This is a genomic window from Enteractinococcus coprophilus (assembly GCF_006716305.1).
Classification (GTDB): domain Bacteria; phylum Actinomycetota; class Actinomycetes; order Actinomycetales; family Micrococcaceae; genus Yaniella; species Yaniella coprophila.
On the sequence record NZ_VFOU01000001.1, the window covers coordinates 62,668 to 78,946 of the forward strand.

The window sequence follows — 16,279 nt, forward strand, 5'->3', positions numbered from 1 at the left end:
CAGCATTTAACCCTTTAACTGCCCGGTAGATATTGCACCGGCTGCCAGCTCCTGCGATGACAGACGCCGTCGAGGGTCAGCACCGCAGATACTGGGTAATCGCAATCCGGTGCGATTTGCGTCTATATGGTTCTGGTTGAGTTTTTGGCGGCCGTTTAGGTATCGACCCTGGCCGCGGAGCACCCTGGGTCGGTGGTCCTTCTGGTACAGGGGCAGCAAGCGGTTCTACTTCAAACTCTTGTCCTGGTAACAGCGGCGCCGGGGGTTTAGTGTATTCATGTCCGGTCGGTGTCGTCACCGTGAGCGACTGAGCATCTCCGGTATGTTTCCATCCCCGGTTTTCCTTGAGTTGGTTGCAATAGCCGCATAGTCCAGAGCCATTATTCAGCGCCGTCTTGCCGCCCTTGGCATGGCCTTCGATATGGTCGCCATCTTTCATGGTCGCTTCACAAAATGGGTTGCGACATCCGTTGTCTCGCATCAACATCATTTTGCGCAATCCAGCAGGAAAATTCCGACCTCGAGATTCCATTCCCAGCAGCTGTGTTGCTGTGGGATCGGTAAATAGCCGCCGCAAAAGGACGTGCAGATCCTCGTCAGCCAACCATTGGCGTGCGATGTGTGCAGGAATCGGGCCATGTCCTGCCAACCAGGCTGCCGTATGGGATTGTCCCAAGAGAGTTTGCGGCGTCATCAGGACCACGAGATCGACTTTGGAAGCGGCCATGGGATTTGCCTTGCCGGTGCACCATTGAGCAAGGACATCAAACATGACCTGATCGCGCGTACGCTTCTGACCGTTCGCATCCTTAGAGTGCCCCGAGTTCATAATAGTCTTGGCTTTCGACTCCACAGCATTCATCATGTTTTGAATGACAGGGGCTGGACCATACGCGGTGAAAAAGGCCATGCCGTCGCCTGCAGGATGGGTGGCTACGCGGCGGGAATCGTTGGCTTTACGATGTCGGGTGGCAGCCGCTGAGGGCTCGAGGGATTGTGCATAGGCTCGAGCTTGTTTGCCCAGGTCTTTCGGTCCGGCCACACCCAATCGGTCTTTGAGTGCTGAATCGACTTTGCGACGATGCTTGGAGGACAACACTTCGGTGGCTTTGGCAATACTTTGGGCGTGTTCTTCCCGAATCTTACCTGCGGTCAAGGCCGCCTTGGTGTGGGGTAAGTCGTGATCAAGTGTCCGAGCAAGGTCTAAGAATTGTTTGCCTTTTGCAGGCGATTCGGTCCGAGCTAGCGCGATTTCTCCGGCTAGGCCTTTGCCACGGTCCGCTTTCGGGATCTGTTGTGCTTTCTCTGCAGCGATGCGTTTGCGTTCTAGTTCAGCAGCTTCAACAGCCATGGCAGCATCGCTTTGGCCTCGGAGCCGTTGATACTCCTGAATTCGCTCAATATGTTCCTGTTCGGTTTTTGCCACCGGGCGCGCGGCCATCCAGTCACCCAGAGCGGTGACCGGATTCGTTTCAACAGGAAGTGTCGTCATACCATCACAGTAACGTCGGGTATCGACGCCCCAACCGACGTGATCTCGGTTTGTGGATAACTTCGTGTTTTCCACAATTGGCCCCAGACTCCCCAGTGGTGGGCGGCACTGTGAGTATGTTGAGAAGATCTAGTGGCCGTGTCGATCGAGTAATTCCAACACCCGCTCACCCGGCCATTGCTGGAGAAAACGTCGGTAGCTGGTCAGACGGTTCGCCAGTTCTTTGGCGAAGTCGCCAGGAGGTAAATATGATTCGTAAGGATGTGGCACCGGACTGGTGCGGTGGTGTTCATTGATGCCGTAGGCGCCGGAGGCATAGACTCGTTCGTGTTCGCCCCAGTCTGCCGTGCCACCGGGGATATCAGGAATCTGTAACAACAGCCCCAGTACCAGACCGGTGCGATCGCGTCCGGCTGTGCAGTGCAGGACTGTTCCGCCACCCAGCCACGAGTCTCGAACGGTGGCAATGGCCTGCGCCACACGATCCCCAAAGGTTTCCATCGTGTCGGCATAAGCATCAGGATGCATCGGGTAGGGAGCGTTGCGCTGCCAGAAGGGCTCATGGTCAACGTCTTCCACGGGCAGGTGGAGGCGTTGGATTTGTTGAGGCACGGTCGCTTCTGGGTCCAGCTCGCGGCGCTTAATCTCAGGTGGGGTGCGCACGTCAATGACGGTGGCAACGCCGTCGTCGAGCATTTGTTGCCAACCGGTAGCATCAACCCACTCGGCACGGCCCATGCGCCACAAATGTGGTCTGACTTGCCACGCATTGCGGGCTCCAGACCAATCAGCTGGATGCAGATACTGAGTTGTAGAAGAGACCATAGGTATAGACTAGGCGATGTGAGTAACTACCCTGTTCCTGAAAAAGTTTCCGATATCTTTGAGCCCAGCCACTGGCGTGAAGTCCAGGGCTTCGATTTTGCAGACATTACTTATCACCGCCAAGTCGAGCGCGATACCGACGGCAACTGGGTGCGCGACCTGGGCACCGTGCGCATCGCCTTTGACCGGCCTGAGGTGCGTAACGCGTTTCGCCCCGGCACGGTCGATGAGCTCTACCGCGCACTGGATCACGCCCGGATGACCTCCGACGTCGGCACGGTGTTACTCACCGGCAATGGCCCCTCCCCCAAGGACGGCGGCCACTCTTTCTGTTCTGGTGGTGACCAGCGGATTCGCGGTCGTGACGGCTACCGGTATGCCGACGGCGAGACCGTCGAATCCGTGGATCCGGCACGTGCGGGCCGGCTGCATATTCTTGAAGTCCAGCGCCTGATGCGCACCAGCCCGAAGGTGGTCATCGCCGTGGTCAACGGCTGGGCCGCCGGTGGCGGACACTCGTTACACGTGGTCGCCGACCTGACGCTGGCCTCAAAGCAGCACGGCAAATTCAAACAAACCGATGCGACCGTGGGCTCCTTTGACGCCGGGTACGGTTCCGCACTGCTCGCCCGGCACGTCGGACAAAAACGCGCCCGCGAAATCTTCTTCACTGCCCGCGAGTACTCGGCCGACGACATGCTGGCCATGAACGCAATCAACGAATCCGTCAATCACGAAGATCTTGAAAACGTGGCCCTGGAATACGCAGCAGATATTAACGCGCAGTCACCGCAGGCGATCCGGATGCTGAAATTTGCCTTCAACCTCGCGGATGATGGCATGGCCGGCCAACAAGTGTTCGCCGGTGAAGCAACCCGGATGGGTTATATGACCGATGAAGCCGTCGAAGGACGCGATGCATTTCTCGAAAAACGCGATCCTGACTGGACGAACTTCCCGTATTACTTCTAATGGATGTTTATCACGCGCTGCAACACGGCATACCGTTCGAGGCGACCGCACACGGCGTCATCGAACGTCCCGAAATTACGGATGAACACCGCGGCCACCCGGATGCGATCGCCGTCGTGCGAACCTCCGGATCTACTGGCACCCCCAAACAAACCCTCCTGACTGCCTCAGCCCTGGCAGCCTCGGCTGAGGCCACCGCCCAGCGCATCGGTGGTCAGGGCCAGTGGCTGTTAGCCGTGGGCACCCAATACGTTGCGGGGTTGGCCGTGGTGTCACGCTCGGTTCAGGCCGGGACCGTACCGGTCACGATCGATCCCGGGTTCACCCCGGCAGAATTTGTCGCCGGCACCAACCAACTGGACCATGAGTTCACCGCGGTATCTCTGGTGCCCACCCAAATGCTGCGCCTGCTAGACGACAACGCCGCAATCATAGCGCTGCAATCCTTCTCCGCCATCCTGGTGGGCGGGGCAGCGATCCCGCAACGCATCACCGAGACCGCAAACCGCTACGGTCTCAACCTCTACCGGACCTACGGCATGTCGGAAACTTGTGGAGGGTGCGTCTATGATGGCATCCCCCTACCCGGTGTCACCGTGGACACCGTCCAGTACAACGGGGTTGGCCGGTTGCGCATTACCGGACCGATGGTCGCCGCTGGGTATTTCGATGACCCTGAAATGACCGCCACCCATTTCCACGACGGCGCGTATTTGACGGATGACTATGGGGCCGTGAACAACGGGGTTGTAGAAATCCACGGCAGATTAGATGACGTCATCAACACCGGGGGCATTAAAGTTTCGGCGGCTAAAATACAGCAAGTACTACAACGCTGGGTCCCCGAAGCGTTTGTCACCGGGGTCCCAGATGACGAATGGGGCGATCGAGTGGCCGCCGTCGTCACCGGTGACACGTCTGAGGAGATCCTGGCCGATGCGGTGCGCAGTGCGCTGGGCGCACCAGCAGTACCGAAAACATGGTTGCGACTCGAAACGTTGCCCATGTTAGAAAACGGCAAACCGGATCGTATCACGCTCACCAAATGGTTAATAAAGGAATAAAATTGGCTTCGTTTTCCCAGTGGGTGGCAGCCGCCCGCCTCCGTACCCTGCCCATGGCTATTGCACCGGTCGTGGTGGGGTCCGCCGCTGCAGCAGAACTTGGCAGTTTGCATCTGGGCAAGGCGCTGCTGGCGTTGATCGTGGCGCTGGCTCTGCAGATCGGGGTGAACTATTCCAACGACTACTCAGATGGCATTCGCGGCACCGACGACGACCGGGTCGGTCCGTTTCGACTCACCGGTTCGGGAGCCGCGGCCCCGGCCACGGTACGCAATATGGCGTTTACGTTCTATGGGATCGCAGCACTGGCCGGGTTGGCACTGGCGATCTGGGCGAACGCCTGGTGGCTGCTCCTGGTGGGACTGGCCTCGATCGTCGCGGCGTGGTTCTACACGGGTGGTAAGAATCCTTATGGCTACATGGGATTAGGCGAGATTTTCGTGTTCATCTTCTTCGGACTGGTGGCCGTGTTGGGTACCACGTACACCCAGGCCGAGCAGCTCTCCGATGTGGCCTGGGTGGGGGCCATCGGAACCGGACTGGTCTCCACTGCCTTGCTGATGGCCAATAACGTGCGCGACATCCCCACCGATGTCGAAGCCGGAAAACGCACCTTGGCCGTGCGTCTGGGCGATACTAAAGCCCGCTGGTCATATCCGATCATGCTCGCCGTGGCCGTCGCTGCCCCACTATTTTTTGTTCGCGAGTATCCGGGGATGTGGCTGATGCTGGTCCTGCTGGTCGTATCGCTGCGTCCTTCGCTGATCATGCTGGAGGCACAAGAACGCGGTGAGCTGATTCCGGTACTGAAAATGACCGGTTTATTTGGTATCCTCTACGCCGTTTTGTTCACCCTTGGCGTTGCCTTGTAGGTCCTGCGGATCAACGAAGCGGCCCTGAGTGTAGGCGTCTTCGGCATCGGCGTCATCCACGGCGGTCTTATTGCGTTTGCGCGAATCCAAAGCGCGCATCAGGTCTTCGGACGCTTGTTGGCGCAGTTTTGGGGTAAAGAGGTACGTCAGGGCGAATCCGACGACCAGCCCGACCAGCACCGCGTAGAACACGTTGTCGGTGAGGAAGATGGTCAGGAAAAAACCGACCCCAAATAACACAAACCGCAGAGCGGTGTAGATCCAAAATTTCATGTGCGTCTCCATTCCGGGCGGGTGTGCGTTCTGCCTGCCAAGTTCGTAAGATAGGAAATATGCCACGTTTGCTCATTCCCCTGATCCTCGTTGCCGTCGGTGTCATGATTTACGCCCTCATCGAGGCGATCTCGACGCCGTCCGATCGGGTGCGCATCATGCCCAAAGGCGTGTGGATTGTCGTCATCGTCCTGATTCCACTGGTTGGCGGTGTGCTGTGGCTGTTATTTGGGAACCAAAACTCATATCTGGCGTCCACCGTACAGGGTTTCAAACAAACTTCCGGTCCGGTCCGTCCCGCCAGCCCCGATGACGACGAGGAATTCTTGCGCTCACTGGATATTCAACGCGCTCAGCAGAAAAAGGCCGAGGAACTGCGCAAGCGTGAAGAAGAACTTCGACGTCGTGAAGAACAGTTCAAGAGCAATAATGATTCGGACACTGATGACGGCACAGATTCTGGAACAGGGTCAGGTAACGGTCAGAACCCGGCGTAGGAGTGCAGTGACGGGAAGTACACGTTCACGATGGTGTAGTTGAACACCAGGGCTAAGAATCCGGTGATGTTCAGCCAGGCTGACCGGGTACCCGTCCAACCACGGGTCGCCCGGGCATGTAGGTAGCCGGCGTAGATCACCCAGATCACAAACGTCCAGACTTCTTTGGCGTCCCAGTTCCAGTACCGGCCCCAGGCCTGCTCGGCCCAGATCGACCCAGCGATCAGCGTAAAGGTCCACAGCACGAATGCGATGGCGTTGAGGCGGTAGGACCAGTTCTCTAGTGCCAACGACGACGGGACCAGGCGCATGAAGCCTGTGACGCTGTGGTTTTTCTCGGCGCGCTGTTTGATCAGTTGCAGTACCGACATCGCAAAGGTCAGCGAGAAAATCCCGGTGGCAATGACCGCCACGGAGACGTGCGTGATGAGCCACCACGACTGTAGTGCCGGTTGTACGTTGCCCACCGGGGTGGGGAAACCGACGGTGGCGGCCATCATCATCAGCAACACCACACCGGAGACGAAGGTCCCGACGAACCGTAAGTCTTTGCGCAGCAAGAACACCAGATACACCACCGAAATGACCAGGGCGCCTGAGGTCATGAATTCATACAGGTTGCCCCACGGAGCACGTGATGCTGCCATGCCGCGAGCAATCACGGCAAACCCGTGAGCTAGCGTGGCAATGAGCATGATAGCCACACCAATATTGGCGGCCGGGCGTTTGACGCCGTCGGTGTATTCCATGTCATCGGAAACGAACTGACGGGACTGATTCGGCTGGTCCATTGCAGGACCACCTGCGCCGACCAGTTGTTTAGAGCGTTCGGTGGCGATCTCGGCCTCGAGCTTTTTGACCGCTTTGGACGCGGTGGCGATATCCCACGAGAAGAACAGGAACGCAGCCAAGTAAATAAATGATGCAATGAGCATGAACAATTCGCTGTATGAGGCCAGCGTTTCGTTGACAGGTGTCATGAGTCCTCCGAAGTGTTGGGCGGGATGACCGGCCACGTGGTGTCAAATGTTTGACGAAGCTTAATGTTTTCATCGCGCAGCCCGAAGGTCTCACCGCGGGCTAACAGGCCGTATTCGATCACGGTGTGTCCATCCTTGGCGCTGGCTTTCACCCAGGCCCGACGACGGCGCACATACAGCGAGATGACCAGGGCCACCAACGCCAGGGTAGCGAAAAAGCCCACTCCCCACTTGGACGGGTCATAGTGCACATCCAACCCAACGTAGCGGTCCCACGAGTCAAACGTTATGGTGCCCATGTTATCGGGTAGCTCGTAGGTATCGCCAACGCCCAGGGTGATCCCGCCGTTGTCGTTATTGCGCGAGTTCAGTTCGGTCATGGTCTCGGTGTCGAGTACATACACGTTCTGTGGCACGCCCGAGTCCAGGCCGATGTCACCGTAGTACGAGTTCAAAATCAGCTCAGGATTATAGGCATCCGGGTCAATCGAGATCGCCACCCCGTCGTCGCCGGTGTATGACGTCGGCAAGAACAGCCCGACAAAGCCCAGCTGTTCGGGTCGGGCATCCGGAACTTTCAGCACTACCAGGGAGCTGTTGACGTTGGGGTCCTGGATCTGGGCGATGACCGGGCCAGAGTAAGCGACGTCACCGTTGCCGTCGGTCACGGTGATGTTTGGGGCATAACCGTTGCCGACGAGGAACATGCGGACGCCGTCGATGGTCAATGGGTCATTGACCTTGATCGTATCCTGGTAAGTTTCCGCGCCCGGGGCGGGGGTGACCTGCATGGTCGCGGTGTAATCCAGTGCCTGACCGAAATGGGTCTCGGATTCGCGGTCAAACACGACGTCGAAGTCTTCTAACTGGATGGCGAACGGGTGGAGCCGTTCTTCAGAAAACGCGGTGCCGGGGGTAAACGAGTCATAGGAGACGAGGTTGTTGGTGAAGCCTTCGCCCTCGACAATGATCTTTTGCCCCTCATATTTATACAGACCGCCCAGGCCCATGAACACAATGACGCCGAGGAGTCCAAAGTGGAACAAGATATTGCCGATTTCGCGGGTGTAGCCGCGCTCAGCCCCGACTGAACCGTCGCGCAGTTCGGTGCGATAGCCGGCTTTTTTCAAAATCTTTTCGGCATCAACCAGGGCCTGATCCGGGGTGGGGCCATCGGCTTCGAGCACTAGCTGGCCGTATTCGGGCAGCCGATTGAGGTTGCGTGGTGTCCGGGCCGGCGGTTGGCGCAAGCTTTTGAGGTGTTGACGACCTCGCGGCCACAAACACCCGACCAGTGAGACCATCAACAGCAGATAGATTGCTGAGAACCACGGCGACGAGTAGACGTCAAACATTCCCAGGGCGTCCATGATGGGCCCGGCGGTCGGGTTATCTTCAATCCAGGTTTCAACGATATCGGCACCGGCGCGACGCTGTGGGAAGAGCGAGCCGGGGACGGCAGCCACGGCCAACAGCAGCAGAAGCATCAAGGCTGTGCGCATGCTGGTCAACTGGGTCCACATGAATCGCAGGGTGCCGCGGAATCCTAGCGATGGCAGCGTGGTTTGTGCGGTACTCAAATCGGTAGTGTCACCTCGTTAGCGAACCAGCTTTGCAGCTGATTGACCCAGTCATTCCATAACCCGGTGGCCATGGCTAGCCCGAGCAGAATCAGGAGCACCCCACCGGCGCGCATGATAAATAAGCGGTGTTTACGGAAAAACGCGAGGCGTTTCATTCCGCGGGAGAACCCTAAGGCCAGCAGGATAAAAGGTATGCCCAAGCCAAGCGAGTACACCACGGCTAGCACGCCGCCGCGCCAGAGGCTATCGGTGCCCGCCGTCGACATCGCAATGACCGCGGCCATGGTCGGCCCGATACACGGCGCCCAACCAAGCCCAAAGATCATGCCCAAGATGGGCGCGCCCCACAGTCCAGCTGTGGGTTGGTATTGGATTTTGCGGTCGCGCTGGAAAAACGACAACCCGCCCATGAACACAATGCCCATAATAATCACGACGCCGCCCAGTACCTGGGTGAGCCATTGGCCATCGCCTTTGAGCCAAATGAAGACCCGAGTCAACAGCAGTCCGGCGGTCACGAACACTGCCGTGAAGCCCAGCACAAACAGCGTGGTACCGGTCAGCATCCGGCCGCGTTTGGTATCTCCCGCACTGGCTCCGGAGAGGCCGGATACGTAGCCGAGATACCCGGGTGCCAGCGGTAGCACGCACGGGGAAAGAAATGAGACGAGCCCGGCGAGGGCGGCCACGGGCATGGCAAGCCACATGGACCCGTCGAGTGCTATCTCGGCGAACGGGTTATTCATTCATCCACCACACCGGTCAGCAGTGATTTCAGGGTGGAATGTTCAACGGCGCCCAAAACCCGGGCGGCCACGCGGCCTTCAGCGTCCAGGATCAGCGTGGTTGGGACAGCCTGCGGTGGCACGTAATCGGCGAAATCCAGCAGGACATTGCCGTCGCGACCCTCGATCGAAGGGTATTCAATATTGAAATTGCGTTCGAACGCTGCAGCGGTATCGGCGGCGTCGCGCACGTTGACACCCACGAAGGTGACATCATCGGAGAATTCTTGACTCAGGTCTGCCAAATCGGGTGCTTCTATCCGGCAGGGGGCACAGGAGGCGTACCAAAAGTTCACCAGTGCGGGGCCTTCCAGACTCTCGGTTGAGATGGTGTCGCCGTCAAATGTCTGACCGGAAAATTCAACGGTTTCGCCGCGCTCTTCGGCGGCTACTTCCATGACGGAACCGTCACCTGCAATGTAGTTCTTGCCACCGGAGTTGCCTGCTTGAGCAGCCAGGGGATCATCTGATGCGCACGCCGTGAATAGTGCCGACCCGGCGATGGCTAGGCCGATCAATGCACGTGACGTCTTATTCTTCACAAAAGTTCTCCCTTTCAAATACCGCGCTAGATTCTAATTCCGGTTACTGAGTAGTTCCTGAGTGTTTAGGCGCCCGGCAGTGCGGCTGCTCGTTGGCTCAGGTGTTCCACCGGTTCGGTGTAGCGTACGGTTGGAATGCGTTGTCCAGGGGCGAATGCAAAGCTGGTCACCGATGCTAGCGAACACTGCCGACGACGCGGGTCGTGTGCCAGCCGTTTGCCTTCGGCCGATAACCGGGTCACCCAAATCGGCAGTTGATGGGACACCACGATTGCTGAGGAACCTGGACCATACGTCGTCATGAGTTCATCGCGTAGATCTTGGATCGCGGCTGCCACCCGGGCTGCTTGTTGAGTATAGGGTTCGCCCCAGGATGGTCGCATTGGATTGCGCACCAAGGGCCATAGCTTTGGGTTGCGGAGTCGACGGCGCATATCCGACAGGCCTTCAAATTTATTTTCGGCTTCTAATACCCGTGGTTCCAAGCGCACGTCGAGGTCAAATTTTTTGGCCAGCGGGGCGATGGTTTCTTGAGCGCGCTGTAGCGGTGACGAGACCAGGATAGCCGGCGCTTCATCCCATCCATCGGCGAGTTCCTCGGCCATCTGCTGGCCAAGCTCCGAAAGTCCGAATCCGGGGAGACGGCCGTAGAGCACCTTGTCAGGGTTAAGTACTTCGCCGTGGCGAACCAGATGCACGCTAACTGTCATACCGCTCATTTTTACATAGAGTTCACTCGCCCTCTGCCTGAAGGTCCCCGGTACGGGGTGCTTAAGCTACCGGGTAAGAATTTTGCTCCAACAGGTGGCTTTGCCGGGTCTGGTAAGTCGTTAGGATGGAACCAAGTATTTAGCGAAAGGCTTGTGATGAACGACCAACAGCCCAGCAAAGAGCCAGACTATGGTGTGCGGTTAACCGGTGATGAATTAAGTGCGCATCAACAAAGATTCCAGTCTCAGTCGTCCGGTAGTGGTGGGACCGAATATGGCCCCCAGGGACACCAAGACCCTGCGGCGTCCGAGTACGGCCCACAGGGTGGGTATCAACCACCGCCGAACTATCAATATCCTGGGTATCAGGCGCCGGGGAACCAACAGCCCGGATACCAACAACCTGGATATCAGCAACCAGGGTATGGTCAACCAGGTTTCCAACAGCAGCCAGCCTACGGGCAGCCTTTTGGTGGGCCGCAACTGCACCCGGATATGGCCAAGGAACCAGTTCGCCCCAAGACGGTGAACATTTCGTTTTGGGCTATCATCACCGCCGGTGTCGCGTACCTCTTGTCCATTTTGGTGACCGTACCTCTGCCAAATCGGGGCTACGACGACGAACAAATCACCCTATTAGAAGACATGCTGGGTCCGATGCTTTCCGAGCTGCCGTTCGGTAGCGTCGAAGCGTATCTGAACTCTCCGATGATGACCGCCGCAATGATCGGTCAAGCGGTCATTGTTTTGGTCATCTACATTCTGGTGGCCCTGGGTATCCGCCATGGCTGGCGCTCAATGCGCATCATCGGCACGATCTTTGCGGTCTTGTCGCTGCTCATGTTCACCGCCGTGACCGTGCTCGCAGGAGCTCTATCCGGGCTATCCATTGCGTTAGGTATCGTCGGTATTGTGTATGCCTGGCTGCCCACCTCCACTGAATACTTCCGTCAGAAGGCTTGGCAGAAGGCCGCGAAACGCGTCTACCCGGAGGCGCCGTCGCGATGAAAAGCGAGAATCTGCAGCTCCGCAGATAGGTCAACGGTTTGCACTTTGACATGTTCGGGCACTTGGAGCCTGCGGGGTGCAAAATTTAGGATCCCGGCAATGCCAGCGTCAACTAACAGATCCGTGATCTGTTGGGCGACATCTCCCGGCACCGCCACAATGGCTAGTTCCATATCGTGGTCGGTGCCGATGTCGTGAATATCCAAAATTGTGTACCCGTTGATCGTGGTTCCAATTTTGGCTGGGTCGCTATCTGCGACCGCGGTGATGTGCATGCCACGGTCCCCAAACCCCTCATAGGACATCAGGGCCGTTCCTAAGTTGCCGGCCCCGACGAGCAGCACGCGCCGACCGCTAGTCACCCCCAAGATCCTGGCAATGGTATAACGCAGGGCCTCCACCGAGTAGCCCAGTCCCGCACGGCCGCTATGACCAAGTGCGGCGACGTCTTTGCGGGTTAGCGCATCCGAACATCCCAGCGCTTTGGCCAGCTGAGCCGAGGTGACGTGTGCGATCTCGGCTGCTCGTAGAGCATCTAAGTAATGTAAATATTGTGGCAGCCGAGAAAGCGTCCGGGCTGAGAGTTTCTTGGCCGTGGGCTGGTCGGTCATGACGCCAAGCCGGCTTCGATCATTACTCGCATGCGCGCCGGGTCGATCACCCAAAAATCACGCTGTTTACCGTCCACGAACAGCACCGGAATTTCTTCAGCAAATTGTTCGGCCAACTGCGGATGGTCGGTTGTAGAAATCTCTTGCCAACCAATGTTGTATTCGCTTGTGACCTCATCCATGGTCTGCCGGGCGGCAGCGCACAGGTGACATTCTGGTTTGGTCAGCAATTTCAGATCCACTTGGGCTTCTTTCCGTTCGATAAACACAAAGCCGCCTGCAAGAGGCGGCTTCGTAGTGAAAAGTCTTGTGGGTTATTCGTCGGTGCCAGTGGCCGCGTCCGTATCGGAGACGATGGCTTGCACCGCTTCCTGCGGAACACGGTAGGAGCGCCCGAACCGCACAGCCGGCAGATCACCTGCGTGAATCATCCGGTATACGGTCATACGTGATACACGCATCATGTCGGCGACCTCAGTGACCGTCATGAATTGGGCCTTCGCGAAATTCTCCGCCACGGTTCATACTCCTTTAACGTTCCCTCAAGAGCGGGGTTTTAGCCTGAGGGGAAGTTCAAAGTGAAGGCGGCAACCACCATTAGACATTAATAATAGCTTACCGATCGGATTGCAAGCATTCATTAATCGAACCACGGATCCAAACCATGAAATGGAAACACCGCTTTGCGGGTCGCCATGATGGACTGATCTGTCGCATCCGCTGGATCGTAGCCAACTTCCCAGGAGCGCCACCACACGTCGACCTCGTCGGACATGGTGGTGACGACGTCATCAATATTGTCGACGCCAAGCTCCGCACCGGCCAGCTCACGCCAAGATTGCGGGATTTCGGTGCGCGGCGAAATCGGCGTGCCGGCCGCAATGGCAACCAGGTGAGCCCAAGCGCGCGGCACGACTTTCATCGGACTGTACCCGCCCCCGCCAAGCGCCAACCATTTCCCGTTGGCAAAATCTTCGGCCCAGTCGCAAGCATCAAGCATCAGCTGGCGTTGCCCGTCAACTGATAAGTTCAAATCGGCCAGTGGATCGTGGCGGTGGCCGTCCGCACCGTGTTGGGTCACCAAGACCTGTGGCTGAAAGGCACGCAATAATTGTGGGACGACGGCGTGGGCCGCGCGTAAGAATCCGGCATCTGAAACCGAGGCCGGCACCGCGACATTCACGGCGGTACCTTCGGCTTCGGGGCCCCCGATATCTTTAGCAAATCCGGTCCCAGGAAACAACAGCAGCCCGGTTTCGTGAATCGAAATGGTCAGCACGCGCGGGTCGTTCCAGAAGGCCTGTTCAACGCCGTCACCGTGGTGGGCGTCCAAATCGACATAGGCGATCCGTTCGGCCCCGTTGTCCAGCATCCACTGGATGGCCAGGGCGGCGTCATTATAAATACAGAACCCGGAGGCCGCGGCGCGCTGGGCGTGGTGCATACCGCCAGCAAAGTTGACGGCGCGATCCACCTCGTTATTCCACACGGCTTTGGCCGCCATAAGGGTACCCCCGGCGATTCGGGCAGATGAGGCGTGCAAGTCGGCAAACACCGGGCAGTCTTCGGTCCCCAGACCGATGCCTTCATAGACCCGAGCAATGTTGCCAAAGATTGTGGCGTCACTTGTTTCGGCGTCGCGCGAGGCTGCTTTGACCTGGGCGATGTATTCGATGGAGTGCACGGTCGCCAATTCAGCATCAGTGGCCAGGGGAGGTTTCAGCTGAACCAGGCGTTGCCGGTCTAGGACACCCAGTGCTTTTGCGAGCCGGTGCGTGAGTTTCAGGCGCACCGGATTCATTGGGTGGGTGTCAGAGAAGCGATAATTCAAAAACGCGTCGTCCCACACCAGAGCACTACGAGGTCCAGCTGTGTTTTCCATCACCAACTAGCGTAGGTCGTTCGGCTGGGATACCGATCTAAACCAAGGATTGTGAAGCCCCCGAGTCTCAACAGTTGGCCTCAGGACTGGTGATCAACACCGTTTGGGACGAAGATGTAATCAGTGAGACAGTCACGTTATTCCCTCGGTGCTCGCCTGCATCGCGAACCTCGCGGCGCGGTGCGATTCACGCGTACCTTGACCCAGGTGTTCGCGGGCCATCCGGCTCGGGCCGCGGTGTCGTTGTTTCTGCTCGTCATCAGTGTGTTCACGATATTACTGGCGTCGCCGTGGGTATCGGCGGAACGCATGCCGATGACGCTCACCGATGCGGCACTGACCGCTACTTCGGCGGTCACCGTGACGGGCTTGACGTCGCAAGATCCTGAGTTTTATTCATTTGCCGGCCAGGTCGTGCTGTTGGCTGCGATTCAAACCGGTGGACTGGGTATTGTCACCCTGGGTGCCTGGTTGACCCTGCTCGTGTCTCGACGGTTGAGTCTGCGCACCCGGCTGTTATCGACCGAATCTTTAGGGGTTTCGAAACTTGGCGAAGTCCCTGCGCTACTGTTGACCGTGTTCGTGGTGACCCTGACGATCGAGGCGCTACTGACGCTGGTCATGCTGCCGATCTTTGTGCAGGCGCTCGGGTTTGGCAAGGGGCTTTTTCACGCATTGTTCTATTCGGTCTCGGCGTTTTCCAATGCGGGCTTCGTTTTGGACCCCAACAGCCTGGACCACCCGGTGGTCATGACCACCATTAACATTGGCGTCTTTGCCGGGGCCCTGGGTTTCCCGGTGGTCTACATGCTGTACCGGATGATATTTCACAAGGCTCGGATGAATCTGCACACCAGGATCACCCTTGAAATGACCGCCATTTTACTGATTGGCGGTGCCTTGTTGCTCGCGATCTTTGAGTGGCATAACCCGGCCACACTAGGGACCATGAGCACCGGCGACAAACTGCACAACGCGATTTTTGCCTCCGGGATGACGCGCTCTGGCGGTTTCAACACCTATGATGTGACAGCCCAGACCGATCAAACGCTGCTGGTGACCAGCGTGTTAATGTTCATCGGTGGCGGGTCTGGTTCGACGGCCGGTGGTATCAAGGTCACCACGCTGGCCGTGTTGCTGTTGGCCATTGTGACCGAGATTCGCGGTGAAGAGCACATGCGCGTCCACCGCCGCGAACTCCCAGTTGGTCTCATTCGCGTGGCAGTGGCCGTGCTGATGGCCGGCTCCGTCGTCGTGTTGACCGCCGTAGTGTTGCTGACCTGGGTGACCAGAGCAGATTTAGCAACCACAACGTTTGAGGTGCTCTCGGCGTTTGGCACCGTGGGGCTGTCTACCGGGTTGACGGCGAGTGCCCCGGATGCCGGCAAGTGGATTCTGCTCGCGGTGATGTACATCGGACGTGTGGGCACCATTACGTTTGCCGCGGGGCTGACGATCCGCCAACAACAAACCCTGTATCGCTTCCCTACTGAAAGGCCGATCATTGGTTAGACGAACGGATTCCCCGGTATTGGTTATCGGGCTGGGTCGCTTCGGCTCAGCGCTGGCTCGAGAGCTCACTGACCTGGGACAAGAAATAATGGCCTTAGAAAAGGACCGGAGCATCGTCCAACACTTTGCCGACGCGTTTACTTCCATCGTGCAGGCGGATTCGACCGACCTTGCAGCACTAGAACAGGTCGGTGCCGATCAGTTCGACACCGCCGTCGTCGGCATTGGGACTTCCATTGAGAATTCCGTGCTGACGGTGGCGAACCTTGTGGATCTGGGAGTCAAAAATATTTGGGCGAAAGCGATCACGCGTTCCCACGGTGAGATTTTAGAGCGCATTGGCGCAAACCATGTGATCTATCCAGAACAAGAAGCTGGCGAGCGCACCGCGCATCTACTGAGCGGTACGATGCGCAATTTCACGGAACTCTCCCCAGATTATGCGCTGGCAATTATCACGGTGCCGGCAGTCCTGGCGAATCGATCGGTGAGTGAATTACGGTTGAAAGAGCGCTACGGGGTCACCCTCGTGGCGTATGAAGCCGATGCGGAGTTTTTGAATATTTCTACAGACACCAAGCTCCCGAAAGGTACCAATATGCTCGTGGCGGGCCCGACCGACCGGGTTGATGAGTTCGCCAAGCGGTTGTAACACCAACGGAAGGTAAGAA

At 57.9% G+C, this 16,279-nt stretch carries 19 protein-coding genes; 7 read left to right on the forward strand and 12 right to left on the reverse strand.

All coding sequences use genetic code 11. The features are described from left to right. Positions 1-76: 76 nt before the first annotated feature. Together FB556_RS00300 and FB556_RS00305 are read right to left on the reverse strand one after the other, a co-directional pair. On the reverse strand, positions 77-1,492 hold the full coding sequence (locus FB556_RS00300) for an HNH endonuclease (RefSeq protein WP_141863687.1): 1,416 nt from the start codon (positions 1,490-1,492) through the stop codon (positions 77-79). Between the two features lie 129 nt (positions 1,493-1,621). Continuing rightward, positions 1,622-2,317 carry a tyrosine-protein phosphatase gene (locus FB556_RS00305; protein ID WP_141863689.1) on the reverse strand — a complete coding sequence of 232 codons (696 nt, stop codon included), beginning with the start codon at positions 2,315-2,317 and terminating at the stop codon, positions 1,622-1,624. 18 nt (positions 2,318-2,335) lie between these two features. On the opposite strand from FB556_RS00305, the gene FB556_RS00310 reads away from it, so the two are divergent. From FB556_RS00310 to FB556_RS00320, 3 genes are read left to right on the forward strand one after another with little or no spacing between them, the layout of a single operon-like run. Next, complete coding sequence (locus tag FB556_RS00310; protein WP_141863691.1) at positions 2,336-3,289, forward strand: 1,4-dihydroxy-2-naphthoyl-CoA synthase; 954 nt, start codon at positions 2,336-2,338, stop codon at positions 3,287-3,289. After that, positions 3,289-4,353, forward strand: a complete 1,065-nt coding sequence (locus FB556_RS00315) for an AMP-binding protein (RefSeq protein ID WP_141863693.1) — start codon at positions 3,289-3,291, stop codon at positions 4,351-4,353. The genes FB556_RS00310 and FB556_RS00315 overlap by 1 nt, the downstream gene beginning before the upstream one ends. Positions 4,354-4,355: 2 nt before the next feature. Beyond that, entirely contained in the window at positions 4,356-5,225 is an 870-nt protein-coding gene (locus tag FB556_RS00320; RefSeq protein ID WP_141863695.1) for a 1,4-dihydroxy-2-naphthoate polyprenyltransferase, read from the forward strand. Here FB556_RS00320 and FB556_RS00325 read toward each other — a convergent pair. Beyond that, positions 5,175-5,498 carry a DUF4229 domain-containing protein gene (locus FB556_RS00325; protein ID WP_170200303.1) on the reverse strand — a complete coding sequence of 108 codons (324 nt, stop codon included), beginning with the start codon at positions 5,496-5,498 and terminating at the stop codon, positions 5,175-5,177. The genes FB556_RS00320 and FB556_RS00325 overlap by 51 nt on opposite strands. Positions 5,499-5,557: 59 nt before the next feature. Here FB556_RS00325 and FB556_RS00330 point away from each other — a divergent pair, with 59 nt between their 5' ends. Then, complete coding sequence (locus tag FB556_RS00330; protein WP_141863699.1) at positions 5,558-5,995, forward strand: PLD nuclease N-terminal domain-containing protein; 438 nt, start codon at positions 5,558-5,560, stop codon at positions 5,993-5,995. Here the strand turns inward: FB556_RS00330 and ccsB are convergent. The 5 genes from ccsB to FB556_RS00355 form a co-directional block, all read right to left on the reverse strand. Beyond that, complete coding sequence (gene ccsB / locus FB556_RS00335; protein ID WP_141863701.1) at positions 5,980-6,975, reverse strand: c-type cytochrome biogenesis protein CcsB; 996 nt, start codon at positions 6,973-6,975, stop codon at positions 5,980-5,982. The two genes, FB556_RS00330 and ccsB, sit on opposite strands and share 16 nt — an antisense overlap. Further along, complete coding sequence (gene resB / locus FB556_RS00340) at positions 6,972-8,555, reverse strand: cytochrome c biogenesis protein ResB (RefSeq protein ID WP_246057125.1); 1,584 nt, start codon at positions 8,553-8,555, stop codon at positions 6,972-6,974. Before resB ends, ccsB begins: the two co-directional genes overlap by 4 nt. Next, positions 8,552-9,304 carry a cytochrome c biogenesis CcdA family protein gene (locus tag FB556_RS00345; protein WP_141863703.1) on the reverse strand — a complete coding sequence of 251 codons (753 nt, stop codon included), beginning with the start codon at positions 9,302-9,304 and terminating at the stop codon, positions 8,552-8,554. Before FB556_RS00345 ends, resB begins: the two co-directional genes overlap by 4 nt. Continuing rightward, positions 9,301-9,885 carry a TlpA family protein disulfide reductase gene (locus tag FB556_RS00350; protein WP_246057126.1) on the reverse strand — a complete coding sequence of 195 codons (585 nt, stop codon included), beginning with the start codon at positions 9,883-9,885 and terminating at the stop codon, positions 9,301-9,303. The genes FB556_RS00345 and FB556_RS00350 overlap by 4 nt, the downstream gene beginning before the upstream one ends. A 65-nt stretch (positions 9,886-9,950) precedes the next feature. Further along, positions 9,951-10,595 (reverse strand): histidine phosphatase family protein, encoded by a 645-nt coding sequence (locus FB556_RS00355; protein ID WP_141863705.1) that lies wholly within the window; start codon positions 10,593-10,595, stop codon positions 9,951-9,953. Between the two features lie 156 nt (positions 10,596-10,751). Here FB556_RS00355 and FB556_RS00360 point away from each other — a divergent pair, with 156 nt between their 5' ends. After that, entirely contained in the window at positions 10,752-11,603 is an 852-nt protein-coding gene (locus FB556_RS00360; protein WP_141863706.1) for a hypothetical protein, read from the forward strand. On the opposite strand, the gene FB556_RS00365 is transcribed toward FB556_RS00360, so the two are convergent. From FB556_RS00365 to FB556_RS00380, 4 genes are all read right to left on the reverse strand, one after another. Beyond that, positions 11,579-12,214 (reverse strand): redox-sensing transcriptional repressor Rex, encoded by a 636-nt coding sequence (locus FB556_RS00365; RefSeq protein ID WP_141863708.1) that lies wholly within the window; start codon positions 12,212-12,214, stop codon positions 11,579-11,581. The two genes, FB556_RS00360 and FB556_RS00365, sit on opposite strands and share 25 nt — an antisense overlap. Further along, complete coding sequence (locus FB556_RS00370; protein ID WP_246057127.1) at positions 12,211-12,483, reverse strand: glutaredoxin family protein; 273 nt, start codon at positions 12,481-12,483, stop codon at positions 12,211-12,213. The genes FB556_RS00365 and FB556_RS00370 overlap by 4 nt, the downstream gene beginning before the upstream one ends. A 45-nt stretch (positions 12,484-12,528) precedes the next feature. Next, the gene (locus FB556_RS00375) at positions 12,529-12,702 is read right to left on the reverse strand and encodes a helix-turn-helix domain-containing protein (RefSeq protein WP_067605823.1); all 174 of its coding nucleotides are present in this window, start codon (positions 12,700-12,702) and stop codon (positions 12,529-12,531) included. Between the two features lie 152 nt (positions 12,703-12,854). Continuing rightward, positions 12,855-14,096 (reverse strand): acetoin utilization protein AcuC, encoded by a 1,242-nt coding sequence (locus FB556_RS00380; protein WP_141863712.1) that lies wholly within the window; start codon positions 14,094-14,096, stop codon positions 12,855-12,857. A 123-nt stretch (positions 14,097-14,219) separates the two neighbouring features. On the opposite strand from FB556_RS00380, the gene FB556_RS00385 reads away from it, so the two are divergent. Then, positions 14,220-15,608: a TrkH family potassium uptake protein gene (locus FB556_RS00385; RefSeq protein WP_141863714.1), complete on the forward strand. Its 1,389-nt coding sequence runs from the start codon at positions 14,220-14,222 to the stop codon at positions 15,606-15,608. Beyond that, a complete protein-coding gene (locus FB556_RS00390) occupies positions 15,601-16,260 on the forward strand; it encodes a potassium channel family protein (protein ID WP_141863716.1) in 660 nt (219 codons plus the stop codon). Before FB556_RS00385 ends, FB556_RS00390 begins: the two co-directional genes overlap by 8 nt. Positions 16,261-16,279: the final 19 nt, after the last annotated feature.

What these genes read in the sequence shown, in the direction of transcription:
- FB556_RS00300 (WP_141863687.1), bottom strand. Translation starts at nt 1,492, where the DNA reads ATGACGACACTTCCTGTTGAAACGAATCCGGTCACCGCTCTGGGTGAC.
- FB556_RS00305 (WP_141863689.1), bottom strand. Translation starts at nt 2,317, where the DNA reads ATGGTCTCTTCTACAACTCAGTATCTGCATCCAGCTGATTGGTCTGGA.
- FB556_RS00315 (WP_141863693.1), top strand. Translation starts at nt 3,289, where the DNA reads ATGGATGTTTATCACGCGCTGCAACACGGCATACCGTTCGAGGCGACC.
- FB556_RS00325 (WP_170200303.1), bottom strand. Translation starts at nt 5,498, where the DNA reads ATGAAATTTTGGATCTACACCGCTCTGCGGTTTGTGTTATTTGGGGTC.
- FB556_RS00330 (WP_141863699.1), top strand. Translation starts at nt 5,558, where the DNA reads ATGCCACGTTTGCTCATTCCCCTGATCCTCGTTGCCGTCGGTGTCATG.
- ccsB (WP_141863701.1), bottom strand. Translation starts at nt 6,975, where the DNA reads ATGACACCTGTCAACGAAACGCTGGCCTCATACAGCGAATTGTTCATG.
- FB556_RS00345 (WP_141863703.1), bottom strand. Translation starts at nt 9,304, where the DNA reads ATGAATAACCCGTTCGCCGAGATAGCACTCGACGGGTCCATGTGGCTT.
- FB556_RS00355 (WP_141863705.1), bottom strand. Translation starts at nt 10,595, where the DNA reads ATGACAGTTAGCGTGCATCTGGTTCGCCACGGCGAAGTACTTAACCCT.
- FB556_RS00360 (WP_141863706.1), top strand. Translation starts at nt 10,752, where the DNA reads ATGAACGACCAACAGCCCAGCAAAGAGCCAGACTATGGTGTGCGGTTA.
- FB556_RS00365 (WP_141863708.1), bottom strand. Translation starts at nt 12,214, where the DNA reads ATGACCGACCAGCCCACGGCCAAGAAACTCTCAGCCCGGACGCTTTCT.
- FB556_RS00375 (WP_067605823.1), bottom strand. Translation starts at nt 12,702, where the DNA reads ATGACGGTCACTGAGGTCGCCGACATGATGCGTGTATCACGTATGACC.
- FB556_RS00380 (WP_141863712.1), bottom strand. Translation starts at nt 14,096, where the DNA reads ATGGAAAACACAGCTGGACCTCGTAGTGCTCTGGTGTGGGACGACGCG.